12 protein-coding genes and 2 pseudogenes are annotated in these 13,491 nt (G+C 72.0%); 5 read left to right on the top strand and 9 right to left on the bottom strand.

The window, feature by feature from the left end:
• Positions 1 to 244 precede the first annotated feature (244 nt).
• Positions 245 to 1,915: a sigma-70 family RNA polymerase sigma factor gene (locus ACGFW5_RS16055; protein WP_393834835.1), complete on the bottom strand. Its 1,671-nt coding sequence runs from the start codon at positions 1,913 to 1,915 to the stop codon at positions 245 to 247.
• A 140-nt stretch (positions 1,916 to 2,055) separates the two neighbouring features.
• Positions 2,056 to 3,069: a GlxA family transcriptional regulator gene (locus ACGFW5_RS16050; RefSeq protein ID WP_393834834.1), complete on the bottom strand. Its 1,014-nt coding sequence runs from the start codon at positions 3,067 to 3,069 to the stop codon at positions 2,056 to 2,058.
• Between the two features lie 86 nt (positions 3,070 to 3,155).
• Between ACGFW5_RS16050 and ACGFW5_RS16045 the strand changes: the two are divergent.
• The 3 genes and pseudogenes from ACGFW5_RS16045 to ACGFW5_RS16035 form a co-directional block, all read left to right on the top strand.
• A pseudogene (locus tag ACGFW5_RS16045) lies at positions 3,156 to 3,551 on the top strand (isochorismatase family protein); the annotation flags it as partial.
• A 153-nt stretch (positions 3,552 to 3,704) separates the two neighbouring features.
• Positions 3,705 to 3,962 (top strand): annotated as a pseudogene (locus tag ACGFW5_RS16040) (isochorismatase family protein); the annotation flags it as partial.
• Positions 3,963 to 4,185: 223 nt separating this feature from the next.
• A complete protein-coding gene (locus ACGFW5_RS16035) occupies positions 4,186 to 5,253 on the top strand; it encodes a Dyp-type peroxidase (protein WP_393834833.1) in 1,068 nt (355 codons plus the stop codon).
• Between the two features lie 22 nt (positions 5,254 to 5,275).
• Here the strand turns inward: ACGFW5_RS16035 and ACGFW5_RS16030 are convergent, their stop codons facing one another.
• The 7 genes from ACGFW5_RS16030 to ACGFW5_RS16000 all read right to left on the bottom strand — a co-directional run bounded on the left by ACGFW5_RS16030 (position 5,276) and on the right by ACGFW5_RS16000 (position 12,052).
• The gene (locus ACGFW5_RS16030) at positions 5,276 to 6,256 is read right to left on the bottom strand and encodes an ABC transporter ATP-binding protein (RefSeq protein ID WP_393834832.1); all 981 of its coding nucleotides are present in this window, start codon (positions 6,254 to 6,256) and stop codon (positions 5,276 to 5,278) included.
• Positions 6,253 to 7,266, bottom strand: a complete 1,014-nt coding sequence (locus ACGFW5_RS16025) for an ABC transporter ATP-binding protein (protein WP_393834831.1) — start codon at positions 7,264 to 7,266, stop codon at positions 6,253 to 6,255. The genes ACGFW5_RS16030 and ACGFW5_RS16025 overlap by 4 nt, the downstream gene beginning before the upstream one ends.
• On the bottom strand, positions 7,266 to 8,252 hold the full coding sequence (locus tag ACGFW5_RS16020) for an ABC transporter permease (RefSeq protein ID WP_393834830.1): 987 nt from the start codon (positions 8,250 to 8,252) through the stop codon (positions 7,266 to 7,268). The genes ACGFW5_RS16025 and ACGFW5_RS16020 overlap by 1 nt, the downstream gene beginning before the upstream one ends.
• A complete protein-coding gene (locus ACGFW5_RS16015) occupies positions 8,249 to 9,196 on the bottom strand; it encodes an ABC transporter permease (RefSeq protein WP_393834829.1) in 948 nt (315 codons plus the stop codon). Before ACGFW5_RS16015 ends, ACGFW5_RS16020 begins: the two co-directional genes overlap by 4 nt.
• A 13-nt stretch (positions 9,197 to 9,209) precedes the next feature.
• Complete coding sequence (locus ACGFW5_RS16010; protein ID WP_393834828.1) at positions 9,210 to 10,958, bottom strand: ABC transporter substrate-binding protein; 1,749 nt, start codon at positions 10,956 to 10,958, stop codon at positions 9,210 to 9,212.
• 289 nt (positions 10,959 to 11,247) lie between these two features.
• Positions 11,248 to 11,550: a hypothetical protein gene (locus ACGFW5_RS16005; protein ID WP_393834827.1), complete on the bottom strand. Its 303-nt coding sequence runs from the start codon at positions 11,548 to 11,550 to the stop codon at positions 11,248 to 11,250.
• A gap of 307 nt (positions 11,551 to 11,857) precedes the next feature.
• Complete coding sequence (locus ACGFW5_RS16000) at positions 11,858 to 12,052, bottom strand: hypothetical protein (RefSeq protein WP_393834826.1); 195 nt, start codon at positions 12,050 to 12,052, stop codon at positions 11,858 to 11,860.
• A 339-nt stretch (positions 12,053 to 12,391) separates the two neighbouring features.
• Between ACGFW5_RS16000 and ACGFW5_RS15995 the strand changes: the two genes are divergently transcribed.
• On the top strand, positions 12,392 to 13,267 hold the full coding sequence (locus ACGFW5_RS15995; RefSeq protein WP_393834825.1) for a helix-turn-helix domain-containing protein: 876 nt from the start codon (positions 12,392 to 12,394) through the stop codon (positions 13,265 to 13,267).
• Entirely contained in the window at positions 13,267 to 13,491 is a 225-nt protein-coding gene (locus ACGFW5_RS15990) for a DUF397 domain-containing protein (RefSeq protein WP_393834824.1), read from the top strand. Before ACGFW5_RS15995 ends, ACGFW5_RS15990 begins: the two co-directional genes overlap by 1 nt.

The raw sequence follows: 13,491 nt of genomic DNA, 5'->3' as shown, positions 1-13,491 counted from the left end.
CGCCCCCCCCCCCCCCCCCCCCCCCCCCCCCCCCCCCCCCCCCCCCCCCCCCCCCTACGGGGCGGGGGGCCCGGGGGGGGGCGGGGGGGGGGGGGGCGGCCCCGGGGGGCCCGGGGGGGGGGGCGGGGCCCCCCCCCCCGGCCCCCGCCCCCGTTCACCCGCCTCCGTTCACCCGCCCCCGTTCACCCGCCCCCGTTCACCCGCCCCCGTTCACCCGCCCCCGTTCACCCGCCGCCGCTCCCGGCTAGCTGCGGGTGCCGAAGTCCTGGGTCCACCAGGGGCCGCCCGAGCCGTAGTGCACACCTATGCCGATCTCCTTGAACGCGCAGTTCAGGATGTTGGCGCGGTGGCCGGGGCTGTGCATCCAGGAGTCCATCACGGCGGCGGCGTCGGCCTGGCCCCGAGCGATGTTCTCGCCGTACGTACTCCACTGGTATCCGGCCGCGGTGATCCGCTTGCCGGGGTCGGCGCCGCTCGGGTCGGTGTGGTCGAAGAAGTTCTGCGCGGCCATGTTCTCGGAGTGCTTGAGCGCGGCATCGTACAGCTCGGGGTTGCTGGTGAGCGCCGAGCAACCCGCCTTCGAGCGCTCGGAGTTGACCAGGTCCAGCACCTGCTGGACGGCTGCCGGCGTACTGGCGTCGGTGGCGCTCGGCGTGGCCCGCCTGGTGCTCGGCGCGGGCTTCGGCGGGGCGGGCCGCGCGGACGGCTTGGCCGGCGGCGCCGAGCGCTTGGAGGCGCTGGGTGTCGGCGAACTGCTGGGCCTGGCAGGCGAGTTGGATACCGACGGGGACGGGAGCAGGGGCGTGGTGCCGATGCCGTCGGCGGCGGCGTCCGTGAGGGTGGCGGGGGCGTCCGCGACGGAGCGCGAGGTGTCCTCACCGGAATCCGTCACGAAGTGGTACGCCCCGCCGAGCGCGCCCACGGTGGCCAGCGCGGCGATGACCGCGGCGGCCCGGCGCCGACGGCGGGCCCGCTGATCACGCCGGTCGCGCCGCGAGGCGGGGGCCCGCCGCCCGCCCGCCGCGTGCGCGCCGTGCGTGGCGCGCGGGGCCTGCGGGGCCTGCGGGGCGGACCCGCCGGGCTGGGGGGTGGCGTACGCGGCGCTCTGGAGCGCCGGGGCCGCGCCGTGCAGGACGGCCAGGAGACCCGCGGTCGTCGCCGCCACTGGGACGAGGGCAAGACCGACGAGCAGACCCTCGGCGGGTATGAGCCCGCTCCAGTGCCCGGAGCAGACCGCACAGGTCCGGGCGTGCCGGGCTATGCGCTTGCGCCACAGGGCGGACGGCACGCCGTCCCAGGACAGCGTGAGCCCGGACAGCTCGCCGCAGCGCTCGGTCCCGGCGAGCGCGCGCACCACGACCCGGGCGGTCTCCAGCTGGCCCTTCATGCGCTGGACGCGGACCGCGGCGTGCTCGGCCGACAGATCGAGCGCCGAGGCGACCTCGCCCCGGGTCAGCACACCGGCGGCCTCCAGCCACCACAGCGAGAGCAGCGCCCGGTCGTCGGGCTCCAGCCAGCGGGTGGCTTCGGTGACCTCCCTGCGCTGCCCGGACAGGCCGAGCCGCACGATGGTGAGGTCCACGAAGTCGGCGCCGGGGTCGGCGACGTCGTAGGCGTCCTGGAGTCCTCCGTCGACGGGGGTGCGGCGGTGGCCCTGCCAGTACCGGCGGATCTCGTTCATGGTGACGGCGACCAGCCAGGACCGGAAGGCGTCGGGGTCGCGCAGCGAGCCGAGCCCGTCGAGCATCCGCAGCAGGCTCTCCTGCACGACGTCGTCGACGTCGGCGTGCCCGTTCAGCGCGCGGCCGACGATGTTGTAGACGAGCGGCAGACACCCGGCGACGAGCTCGTCCCGCGCCCGCTGGTCCCCGGCACGGGCCGCGACGACCACCGCGGCTTCCTGTTCACTGATCACGCCTCGTCCACTCTCCCGGAGCACCGAACCCAACTGACCCGACGTAGAGGAGACACCCCGCCGGTGTCCGGATAACAGAAAACAGCGAACGTTTGCGGTCCGCCACCGAACACGTTCCGACCGGACCGGTCCCCCGCAGCCTAACCACGCGCGCCCGGGGCGAGTCCCGCGCCGGCCGGGGCGAACGAGGCCCGGTAGGCGCGTGGGCTCGTGGCCAGGCGGGCGGCGAAGTGCTGGCGCATGGTGATCTCACTGCCGAAGCCCGCACGGCGGGCCACCTCCGGCATGGGCAGGTCGGTGCGCTCCAGGAGTTTCTGCGCCCTCGCGACGCGCTGGTCGAGCAGCCACCGCAGGGGCGTCGTCCCGGTGGTCGCCGTGAAGTGCCGGGCGAAGGAGCGCGGTGACATCCGGGCGCGCTCCGCGAGGGCGGCCACGGTCAACGGTTCGTGGAGATGGCGGAGCGCATACGCGCGTACGTCGGCCAGGGCGTCCATGTCCCGGTCCGTGCGCGGGACGGGATGTTCGATGAACTGCGCCTGGCTTCCCGTTCGGAACGGCGCGGTGACCATCGACCGGGCGATCGTCGCGGCGGTCTCGGCGCCGTGCGCGGTCCGTACGAGGTGCAGGCACAGATCGATGCCCGCCGCCGTGCCGGCGGAGGTCCAGATGTTGCCGTCCTCGACGAACAGCGCGTTCCGTTCGACGCGTACCCGTGGATGCCGGGTCCGGAGCAGGTCGGCGAGGTCCCAGTGGGTCAGGGCGCGGCGGTCGTCGAGCAGCCCGGCCTGGGCCAGTGTGAGCGCACCCCCGCACAGCGCCGCGATCGTGGTGCCGCGGGCATGGGTGCGGCGGAGGGCCGCCAGTACGGGCGCGGGTGCGGGGGTCGTGTGGTCGTCCAGGCCCGGGACGAGGATGAGCCCGGCACGGTCAAGCCAGGTCAGGGTGCGGTCGGGGGTGAGGGCGAGGCCGCCGCGCATCGGCACGGGCGCCGGATCGGCGGCGACGCGGCGCAGTTCGAAGGCGGGCACGCCCCGGGCGGTGCGATCCGCGCCCCACACCTCGGTGATCACGGAGACGTCGAAGGCCCGGATGCCGGGAAAGGCCAGCAGGGCGACCCGGTGGCCGGCGCCGGAGGGAGCCGATGTGTCCGTCACGTTGGCAGTAAACCATCGATCGCTGACTTCTGTACCTCTGGGGGCGAGGTGGTCCGCACCGCCAGCATGGGGTCATGACCAGCGACATGAGCAGCAACCACAAGAACGCACGGACCGGGGGGAGCCCCCGGGCACCCGAGCGGACCGACCTCGCGCCGAACGCGGCGCTGGTCGTCGTCGACGTGCAGCGGGGCTTCGAGGAGGAGGAGTTCTGGGGGCCGCGTGACAACCCGGCCGCCGACGAGAACATCGCCGCGCTGATCGACGCCTGGCAGGAGACGGGCCGGCCGGTCGTCTTCGTACGGCACGACTCGTCGCAACCGGGCTCGCCGTTGCGGCCCGGATACGCAGGCAACGACTTCAAGGAGTACGTGCGAAGGCGGCGGGGGCTGGGCACGGGTCCGGAGCTGCTGGTGACCAAGACCGTGAACTCGGCGTTCTACGGGACGCCGGACCTAGGGGGTGTCTGGTGGATCATGGCCGGGGGCGCGGCGCCTGGCACGGCACCTCGCGGCGTTGCCGAAACGCCCCGATAGCTCCGCTATCACGACGTTCCCGCGCCTTGCGATGCACCGCACCAGGCGCCGCACCCTGACCGACCCTGATCCACCAGACACCCCCTAGGCGCCCGGTTCGATGAGGCCGGGATCCGCCAGATCGTGGTGATCGGGATCCAGACCAACATGTGTGTCGAGACCACGGCCCGGATGGGTGGCAACCTCGGCTACGAGGTGCTCCTCCCCCTCGACGCGACCCACACCTTCGATGTGAGCGGCCCTTTCGGCTGGCACCGGTCCGCCGCCGAACTGGCCCGGGCCACCGCGGTGACCCTGCACGGCGGCGGGTTCGCGCGTGTCGTGACGACGGCAGGGCTTCTCGCGGCGTGCCGATAGGGGACCGGCCTGGGTGCGGGGGCGCCGTACGCCCCGGTGACGTGGGCGGCACGCAGCCGGGGGAAACCCCGTGCGCCGGCGGGCCCGGTGTATCGTGCGCAGCACCTTTCTCATGGAATGTGCTGCTTTGTGCGATGACTTGAGGGCCCCCACACCTCCCGGGATCGGGCGCCGCACCCTTCTCGCCGGCCTCCCCGCGGCCTTCGCGTCGAGCGGGTGCGACATGCGTCCGGCGCGGCATGAGCGGGAGCACGGGAGCGCTCACGGCGCGTCGTCGCAGCCGGTGCGCCAGGACGGTGTGGCCGGACAGCGGCAGCCGAGCGTCCTGTTCGTCTCCTACGACCTGCACGCGAACACCCGGGGCGCGCCGGGCCGGGACGCGGTGCGCCGGCTGCTGGCGCGGTGGAGCGAACTGATCGCCGGCCGGGGCCGGGCCACGACGGTGACCGTCGGGATCGGGCCCACCCTGCCGCCGAGGCTCGGGGTCGGCGCGCCCGACGCGCTGCGGGAGCTGCCCGCCTTTGCCGGGGAGCGCCCGGAGCCCGGGGCGGGCGGCGGGGAGATCGGCGTCCAGATCTGCGGGCCCGGCCCCCGGGCGTGCGAGGCGCTGGCCGGGGTGCTCGCGGGCGCAGGGGCCGGGGTGCTGCGTCCGCGCTGGCGCCAGGCCGGGTTCCTCGCGTCCGGGCGGCCCGGGGCGGGGGCGGGGGCCGTGTTCCTCGCGCCACCGGAGTCCGGCGGGACACCCCGCGACCTCTTCGGCTTCAAGAACGGCACGGCCAACCCCGGGCCGCAGGAGTGCGAACGCTGGGTGTGGCTGCCCGGGCCCGGCCCCTACGCGGACGGCACGTTCCTCGTGGTGCGCCGCATCCGCCTGCGGGTGGAGGAGTTCGGGCGGCTCCCGGTCGCCCGGCAGGAGCAGATCATCGGCCGCCGCAAACAGGGGGGAGAGCCGCTGGGGGGCGGCTTTGAGCACGACGCGGGCGACCTCGACGCCCGCGCGCCGGACGGCAGTTACCTCCTGCCGGCCGACGCCCACATGCGCCTGGCGGACCCCGGCCTCGACGGCGGCGCCCGCATGCTGCGGCGCGGCTACTCCTACGAGAACGACGTGGCCGACCGGGGGACGCTCTTCCTCGCCTACATGAGGGACCCCCTGCTCTTCGTGCGGGCACGGGAGCGAATGGCGTCCGGTGACGCGCTCAACGCCTTCACCCAGCCCTACGGCTCCGCGCTGTTCTACGTCCTTCCCGGGGCGCGCCCGGGCCGGCCGCTGGGCAGCACGGTCCTGTGACACCGGGGCAGGCCCCGGCCCCTCACGCCGGGCCCGGGAAGTGGCAGGCCACCTCCCGTGCCTCGCCCGGCGTGGCGGTCCGCAACACCGGCGCCTGCTCGCGGCAGAGCGCCTGCGCGCGGGCGCAGCGCGGGTGGAAGGAGCAGCCCGGCGGGGGTGCGGCCGGGCTCGGCGGGTCGCCGAGCAGGGTGATGCGCTCGCGGGCCCGTTCGGCCGCCGGGTCGGGCAGCGGCACCGCGGAGAGCAGGGCCTGGGTGTAGGGGTGGGCCGGGGCCGCGTACACCCGTTCCTTCGCGCCGATCTCCACCACCCGCCCCAGGTACATCACGGCGACCCGGTCGCAGACCCGTTTGACCACGGACAGGTCGTGGGCGATGAAGAGATAGGCGAGGCCGAGTTCCTTCTGGAGGCGTTCCATCAGGTTGACGATCTGGGCCTGTACGGAGACGTCGAGCGCGGAGACCGGTTCGTCGGCGACGACCAGTTTCGGGTCGAGCGCGAGGGCGCGGGCGATGCCGATGCGTTGTGCCTGGCCGCCGGAGAACTCGTGCGGATAGCGGTCGATGTGCTCGGGGATGAGGCCGACGAGGTCCATGAGTTCGGCCGCCCTGGCGCGTGCGGAGGCATCCGATGTGCCGTGGGCCAGCAGGGGGTCGGAGATGATCCGGGCCACGGTCTGGCGGGGGTTGAGGGAGGAGTGCGGGTCCTGGAAGACCATGTGGAGGTCCTTGCGCAGCGGCCGCAGCTCGCGCCGGCTCAGCCGGCTGATGTCGCGTCCCGCGTAGGCGATCGTCCCGGAGGTCGGTTCGAGCAGGCGCACGATCATGCGTCCGGTGGTGGACTTGCCGCAGCCGGATTCGCCGACCAGGCCGAGGGTTTCGGCCGCGGCGACGTCGAAGCTGACGCCGTCGACGGCCCGTACGGGCGCGGACCGGCTGCTCCTGCTCGCGAAGTGCATGCGTATGTCCCGTACGGACAGCAGGGGTGGGGCGGTGGTGGTCATGAGGCGACGCCTTCGTACGCGGGGAGGTGGCAGGCGACCGGGTGGCCTCGGTGGCCGTCGAGCAGGGGGCGTTCGCTCGCGCAGCGCTCCCGCAGTTCGGTGGTGGCGGCCGCGGCCCGGGGGCAGCGGGGCGCGAAGGCGCAGCCGGGGGCGGGGTCGAGCAGGGAGGGCGGGCTGCCGGGGATGGCGCGCAGCGGCTCGTCGTCGCCGTCGTCCAGGCGGGGCAGCGAGTCGAGCAGGCCGCGGGTGTAGGGGTGGGCGGGCGCGGCGAACAGGTCGTCCACCGGGGCCTGTTCGGCTGCCCGGCCGCCGTACATGACCAGGACGTCGTGGGCGACGCGGGCGACCACCCCGAGATCGTGGGTGATCATGACGACGGCCAGTCCGCGTTCCTGCTGGATGCGGGCGATCAGTTCCAGGATCTGGGCCTGGACGGTGACGTCGAGTGCGGTGGTCGGCTCGTCGGCGATGAGCAGTTCCGGTTCGCAGGCGAGCGCCATCGCGATCATCGCGCGCTGGCGCATGCCGCCGGAGAACTGGTGCGGGTACTCGCCGGCCCGCCGTGCGGGTTCGGGGATGCCGACCTCGGCCAGCATCTCCACCGCGCGTCTACGGGCCTGTCTGCGCCCGGAGTTGAAGTGGACGCGGTGGTGTTCGGCGATCTGCTCGCCGATCGTGTAGTACGGGTGGAGGCTGGAGAGCGGGTCCTGGAAGATCATCGCGATGCGCCGGCCGCGCACCTGGTTCAGGGCGCGCTCGGGCAGGCCCACCAGTTCGCGCCCTTCGAGGGTGATGGAGCCGGTGACATCGGCGCCGGTGTGCAGGCCGAGGACGGCCATCGAGGTGACGGACTTGCCGGAGCCCGACTCGCCGACGATGCCGAGGGTGCGGCCCCGGTGGACGTCGAAGGAGAGGCTGTCGACGGCGCGCACCGGCCCGCGCGGCGTCGCGAAGGTGACGCTCAACTCCTGTACGGACAGCAGCGGTTGGGGCTCGGTGGCAGGTGGCATCAGAGCCTCACTCGCGGGTCGACGACGGCGTACAGGAGGTCGACGGCCAGGTTGGCGACGACGATGAAGGCGGCGGCGAGCAGGGTCACGCCGAGGATGACGGGCTGGTCGCCGGTGGACAGGGCGCCGTAGAAGAGCCGTCCGATGCCGGGCAGTCCGAAGATGGACTCGGTGATGACGGCGCCGGCGAGCAGTGCGCCGAGGTCCATGCCGAACAGGGTCAGGATCGGCGTCATCGCGGAGCGCAGTCCGTGTTTGACGACGACGGTGTGGCGCGGCAGGCCCTTGGCGCGTGCGGTGCGGATGTAGGGCTCCGCCATCGTCTCGATCATCGAACTGCGGCTCTGGCGGGCGTACATGGCGGCGTACATGATCGCCAGCGCGATCCAGGGGAGCAGCAGGTTGGAGGCCCAGTGCAGCGGGTCCGAGCCGAGGGAGACGTACTGCGGGTAGGGCAGCAGTCCGGCGACCCTGATCAGTCCGTAGATCAGCATCACCGAGGTGAAGTACACGGGCAGGGAGGCCGCGGCGACCGCGCCGACCATCAGGGCCCGGTCGGTGAAGGTGTCCTTGCGCAGCGCCGCGACGACACCGGCGCTCAGCCCGAGCACCAGCCACAGCACGGCCGCGCCGAGCGCGAGGGAGGCGGAGACCGGCAGGCGGTCCATGAGCAGCGACCAGACGGATTCGCTGTTCTCGTAGGAGTAGCCCAGGCACGGGAAGTCGCAGTGCAGGGCGTACTGGCCGGTGCCCATGGTGCGGCCGGTGAAGATCCCGGAGGCGAAGTCCCAGAACTGGCGCCACAGGGGCTGGTCGAGGCCCATGTGGGCGCGGATCGCCTCCAGGCGGTCGGCGCTGCACGACTTGCCGCAGGCGGCGGCCGCGGGGTCGGAGGGCAGGACGTAGAAGATGGTGAAGGTGACGGCGGCGATGGCGATGAGTACGCCGATCACGCCGAGGATCCTGCGGGTGAGGTAGCGGGTCATGTGCGGCTGCCCCTCGGGTCGAGGACGTCGCGCAGCGCGTCGCCGAGCAGGGTGAAGGCGAGCACGGTCAGGAAGAGGCAGGCGCTCGGGATGACGAAGTACATCGGGTCGGTGTCGTAGAACGACACGCTCTCGGCGATCATCTGCCCCCAGGACGGGGTCGGCGGGCGCACGCCCACGCCGAGGTAGCTGAGCGCGGCCTCGGTGGCGATCATGCCGGGGACGATGAGTGTGGTGTACGCGATGACGGGCCCGGCGACCCCGGGCAGGATGTCGCGGGTCAGGATGCGCCAGGGGCCCGAGCCGCCGACGCGGGCCGCGTCGACGTATTCGCGGTGTTTGAGCGAGAGGGTCTGGCCGCGCACCACGCGGGCGATGCCGGGCCAGCCGAACAGGCCGATCACGGCGGTCATCAGCAGGATGCGGTTGACGTCCTTGGCCACCGACATCATCGCGATCATGAAGATGAGGGACGGGAAGGACATGGTGAGGTCCATCAGGCGGGACAGGACCGTGTCGGTGCGGCCGCCGAAGTAGCCGGCCGCGATCCCGGCCGCCGTGCCCGCGACCACGACGATCGCGGTGGCGGTCAGGGCGATGAGCAGGGAGACCTGGGCGCCGTACACGACGCGGGCGAACAGGTCGCGGCCGGTGACCGGTTCCACGCCGAGCCAGTGGTCGGCGGAGATCCCGCCGAGCGGGCCGAGCGGCTGGCCGCCGAGGTAGGGGTCGATGGCGCTCTTGTCGAAGGCGTCGGGCGACCAGCCGCCGAGCGCGCCGAGCAGCGGGGCGCCCGCCGCCATGATCAGGAACAGCACGACGACGGCGAGGGAGATCTTCACGGACGTGCGGCGGCGCAGCTCGGCGCGGGCCAGCCGCCACGGACCCCGGCCGGGAGCGGCCACGGGTTTCTCGGCCGGTGTCTTCATCAGGGTGGTGGTCATGGTCGGGCCGTCCTCAGTTCCCGCTCGTGGACGGGTTCTTGAGCCCGATGGTGGCGTAGTCGAGCTGGCCCCCGAACGACGTCTGGCCGTAGGCACCCGCGATGTTCTTGCCGATCACCAGCGGCCAGCGCCGCACCAGGACGGGGATGGCGGGCGCCTTGGCGAGGATGTCGCCGTCGAGCTGCTGCCAGGCGAGGTCGGCGGCCTTGGCGTCGGTCATCGCCGCTATCTCGTCCATCCGCTTCATCGTCGCGTCGTCGCGGAAGATCGAGTGGTTGCCGGAGTTGCCCTTGTCCTTGATGTAGCGCCCGTCGAAGACGAACGGCAGGAACGTGGAGCCGGAGGGGTAGTCGGGGCACCAGCCCGAGTACACGAGGTCCGTGCGGTTCTTGACGTCGCCGATGGTGGCGTAGAACGCGGACGGGTCGACGGTCTCGATGGTGACCTTGATGCCGGCCTTGGCCAGCGACTCCTGGATCGCCTCGGCGCGGCCCTTGTCGCCGGTGGAGACGGTCATCTTCGTCTCGAACCCGCCCGGCTTGCCCGCCTCCTTCAGGAGTTCCTTGGCCTTGGCGACATCGCCGGTGGCCGGGATCCTGAGGGTGTCGGGCTGCTTGCCGCCGAAGAGGGTGGCCGGCATGTAGGCGGTGGACAGGTCGTTGAACGCGGGGCCGCCCGACGAGGTGAGCACCGCGTCCTTGTCGAGCGCGTACATCATGGCCTGGCGCACCCTGACGTCGGTGAACGGGGCGCGCCCGGTGTGCATCTGCACCATGTCGGTGCAGTTGGTGGACTCCGCGAGGAGCCGTGAGCGCACCTCCGCGTCCGGCAGCACCTTCGGCGCGCTCTCGGGGCGCAGCGCCCCCCAGGAGACGGCGGAGGCGTCCGCACCCTGGCTCGCGATCATCCGGTCGTCGATCTGGGTCGCCTTCAGCCCCATCGTCACGACGATGCGGTCCGGGTAGGCCTTGCGCACCGGGTCGGTCGCGGCGTCCCAGTGGGTGTTGCGGACCAGGACCAGCTGCTTGTTGCGCTGGTAGGACTCGACCTTGTACGGGCCCGACGAGAACGGTCTGTTGTCGTACTTGGGCCCGGTGTCCTGCGCCTTGGGCACCGGCGCGAACGTCGGCATGACGGTGGCGCTGGGGAACTCGGCGAAGGGCTTGCGCAGCTCGAAGACGATCGTGTGGTCGTCGGGGGTCTTGATGGAGTCGAGGTGCTTGCCCTGGGCCGGGCCCTGGTAGCCCTCGGCGCCGGTGAGGTAGCGCGCCGCGTAGTCGGCGCCGCCGGGCAGGTCGGGCGAGAAGGAGCGCTCCACGTTGTACTTGACGTCCTGCGCGGTGACCGGCGTGCCGTCCTCGTAGGTGACGCCCTGCTTGAGGTGGAAGGTCCAGGTGCGGGCCCCGTTGGAGGAGGTGCCGAGGTCGGTGGCGAGGTCGGGCACCAGCTCGCTGCCGCCGGTGCCGGGGGACGCCTTGTAGGTCACCAGAGTGCGGTAGAGCAGCCGGGTGCCGAAGTCCATGTCGTTCATGACCCAGTTGCGGGCCGGGTCGAGGTGGGTGAAGTCCTGGTTGGACAGGACGGTCAGGGTGCCGCCCTTCACGGGGGTGCCGCCGACGATCTTGCCCACGTTGGCGACGGCGGGGTTCTTGCCGCCCGGCCTGCCGGAGCTCGCGTGCTTCTCCCCCGAACAGCCGACCGCGCCGAGGGTGAGGGTCGCCGCCACGGCGGCGGCGAGGGCGATGCGGGTCTGCTTGTTCATCTGTGGTCACTCCGTGGACGGTGCGGGCAGCCTGGGCGGCTGGAATGTGACCAGTAACATAGTAATGTGAAATTGCACTGACAAGGTGTCGGGGACTCTTTTATCCGTCCTTGGCCGTACGGGGGTGTTGGATTGGGGGCGCCCGCAGCGCCAACTCCCGTGCGTCTTGGGCACGTTGGTGCAGCGGTTTCGGGCAGGGGGCCCGGTCGACCGACCTCATCAGCGTCCGGGCCCCGCTGCCCCGCGCGGTCACCTGTGACGAGCACCGCGCGGGCTCATGGAGGGTTACTTACTCGTAGCGCTCCCAGACATGGCCGCCCCGATGCCGCACGGGCAGCCAGCATGAGACGTCCGCCGAGGGGCCGGTCTGCTCGCAGGCGGGCAGGCGGCGCAGTCCCATGCCGGCCGCGCCGCCCCACACCAGCCACAGCTCGTCCGGGACGCCCTCGGTCGGTACGAGATGGCGTAGGTGGGCCACGTGCTCGCCGTAGAGGTGCGGGTCCAACTCGCAGGTGACGTAGGCCGGAACGTCACCGTCCTCGCCCCCCGGGTAGGACAGCGCCCTGCGCTGCTCGTCCTCCGGCAGGCTCACCCCTTGCGAGCACTCCACTTGGGCGCCCCTTTCGGATCGGGTCGGGTCAGATGGGTTCGGGGCGGGTCGGGTCGGATTGGGGCGGGTCGAGGTCAGGGTTGGTGCGGGTGCGGGTGCGGGTGCGGGTGCGGGTGCGGGTGCGGGTGCGGACGCGGGTGCGCGGCGATCGTCGTGTTCGCCTCGTCCAGGGCGTCCTGGTCGCCTCGCTCGCGCGCCTCGGCCCGCCGCTCCCCCCAATCGCGGCACACGGCGCAACCGTGGTGCTCCGAGGGTTCCCGTCGCGGCAGGAACGGCTGCACCGCCCACATCAGCGCGTCACTACCGGAGTGCCGTAGACGCGCGCGACCCGGAGCTCGGTGCCGGTCGGCGGCCGCAGACGGTGCGGGGCGACGGCCCACTGCCGCCCACCGCCGGGCGGCCGCAGGAACACCGACCCCTCGTACTCCGCCACGACCTGGCCGACCCGGCCGGTGTCCACGTCAACCACGTATTTGTTGCTCATGCCGTCGTCCCTTCGGGGTTGGCAGGCCCATCGGGATCCGGGCCGGACGTCCCGCGCCCCCGTGAGGGCCTGCTCTTGTTTGGGGTGCGGAACGTGCGCGGCCCCGCCGTTTGCCGTGCCCGGATGCGGGACGGCCGCGCTCAACCACGGTCCACCGTGGGACAGTTCGCGGGCAAGCGAAACCGCAACGAACCGGCGGTGAATCCGCATTGGTATATGCCCGGACCTGCAACCGCCCTACCGGATACCCAACTCGCGGTGCCAGACTGTGCAATTGAGGGACGAGAAGATGAGTTCTGCACTTCAGAAGGCCAACTCTCGACACGGGAAGGCGCGACCGTGGCAAAGCCTGTGGGTGTAACCGCCCGAAAGATCGAGCTTGGTCTGCGGCTACGCGTCCTGCGCGAGGCCTCCGCCCTCACACTCGCCGAAGCCGTCGTAGGGATGCGCAGCCTCAGCGAAACCAAGCTCCAGCGGATCGAGAAGGGGCGAGCGACGTTTCGGTACGTCGCGGATCTGCGCAAGCTCGCGGACGGCTACGGCGCGTCCATGGACGTCGTTGAGGAACTGGTCGACCTCCACAAGGACGCGTCGAGCCAGGACTGGCTCACCCAGTTCCGCAGCAGCCTCAACGCTCCGATGCAGGCGTTCGCCGGGATCGAGGGCGAGGCACGCGCGCTGCGCATGTACCACCCCGTACTCGTACCCGGCATCCTCCAGACCGAGGACTACGCCCGCGGCCTGTTCGAGGAGGTCCGCACCATAGACGGCCGGACCACGAGCTACATCGACACGCACGTGAAGCTGCGGACGCGACGCAAAGAGGAGTCGATTCTGCGGCCGGACGATCCCGTCCGTGCTTGGGTGGTCATCCGCGAATCGGCACTGTTGCGGCCCGTGGGCAGCATCGAAGTGATGCACGGCCAGTACGACGAGATCGGCCGGCTGGCCGCCCTGGAGAACATCCGCATCCAAATTCTCCCCATGAAGGCGTGGGCCATCCAGTTTCCCTACGACTTCACCGTTCTCGACCTGGGCCACACTCTGCCCGCCACTGTCCAGACCGACACCGCGTGGGGCGCCCTCTCCATGTCGGACAAGCCATCCGAGATCACCCGGTTCATGGAGATCTTCCAGGCCATGACCGCCTCGGCACTCCCGCCGGAACACACCCCGGCACTCATGCAACGACTAGCCCGAGAGATTGAGCAATGATGCCTCAGCACACCGCCCCCGCCCTCACCGCGTACGCCCTGGCCCCGGAGAAGGCCTGGCGCAAGTCCTCGTACAGCTCCCCCGACCAGAACTGCGTCGAGATCGCCGAACTCACCGCCACCATCGCGGTACGTGACTCAAAGCAGCCGACCAGCCCCGCCTTCCAGGTTTCCACCTCCGCGTTCAGCGCGTTCCTCGCCTTCGCGAAGAACGCCACCGTTTGA

It is taken from the genome of Streptomyces sp. NPDC048416, from assembly GCF_043200435.1.
Classification (GTDB): Bacteria; Actinomycetota; Actinomycetes; order Streptomycetales; family Streptomycetaceae; genus Streptomyces.
The sequence above is the reverse complement of the archived record's forward strand: the minus strand, read 5'-3'. Positions and strand labels throughout refer to the sequence as shown.

Excerpts from the sequence above, each read along its gene's own strand:
- ACGFW5_RS16035 (WP_393834833.1), top strand. The coding sequence starts at position 4,186 with ATGCGTCCGGCGCGGCATGAGCGGGAGCACGGGAGCGCTCACGGCGCG.
- ACGFW5_RS16030 (WP_393834832.1), bottom strand. The coding sequence starts at position 6,256 with ATGACCACCACCGCCCCACCCCTGCTGTCCGTACGGGACATACGCATG.
- ACGFW5_RS16025 (WP_393834831.1), bottom strand. The coding sequence starts at position 7,266 with ATGCCACCTGCCACCGAGCCCCAACCGCTGCTGTCCGTACAGGAGTTG.
- ACGFW5_RS16020 (WP_393834830.1), bottom strand. The coding sequence starts at position 8,252 with ATGACCCGCTACCTCACCCGCAGGATCCTCGGCGTGATCGGCGTACTC.
- ACGFW5_RS16015 (WP_393834829.1), bottom strand. The coding sequence starts at position 9,196 with ATGACCACCACCCTGATGAAGACACCGGCCGAGAAACCCGTGGCCGCT.
- ACGFW5_RS16010 (WP_393834828.1), bottom strand. The coding sequence starts at position 10,958 with ATGAACAAGCAGACCCGCATCGCCCTCGCCGCCGCCGTGGCGGCGACC.
- ACGFW5_RS16000 (WP_393834826.1), bottom strand. The coding sequence starts at position 12,052 with ATGAGCAACAAATACGTGGTTGACGTGGACACCGGCCGGGTCGGCCAG.
- ACGFW5_RS15990 (WP_393834824.1), top strand. The coding sequence starts at position 13,267 with ATGCCTCAGCACACCGCCCCCGCCCTCACCGCGTACGCCCTGGCCCCG.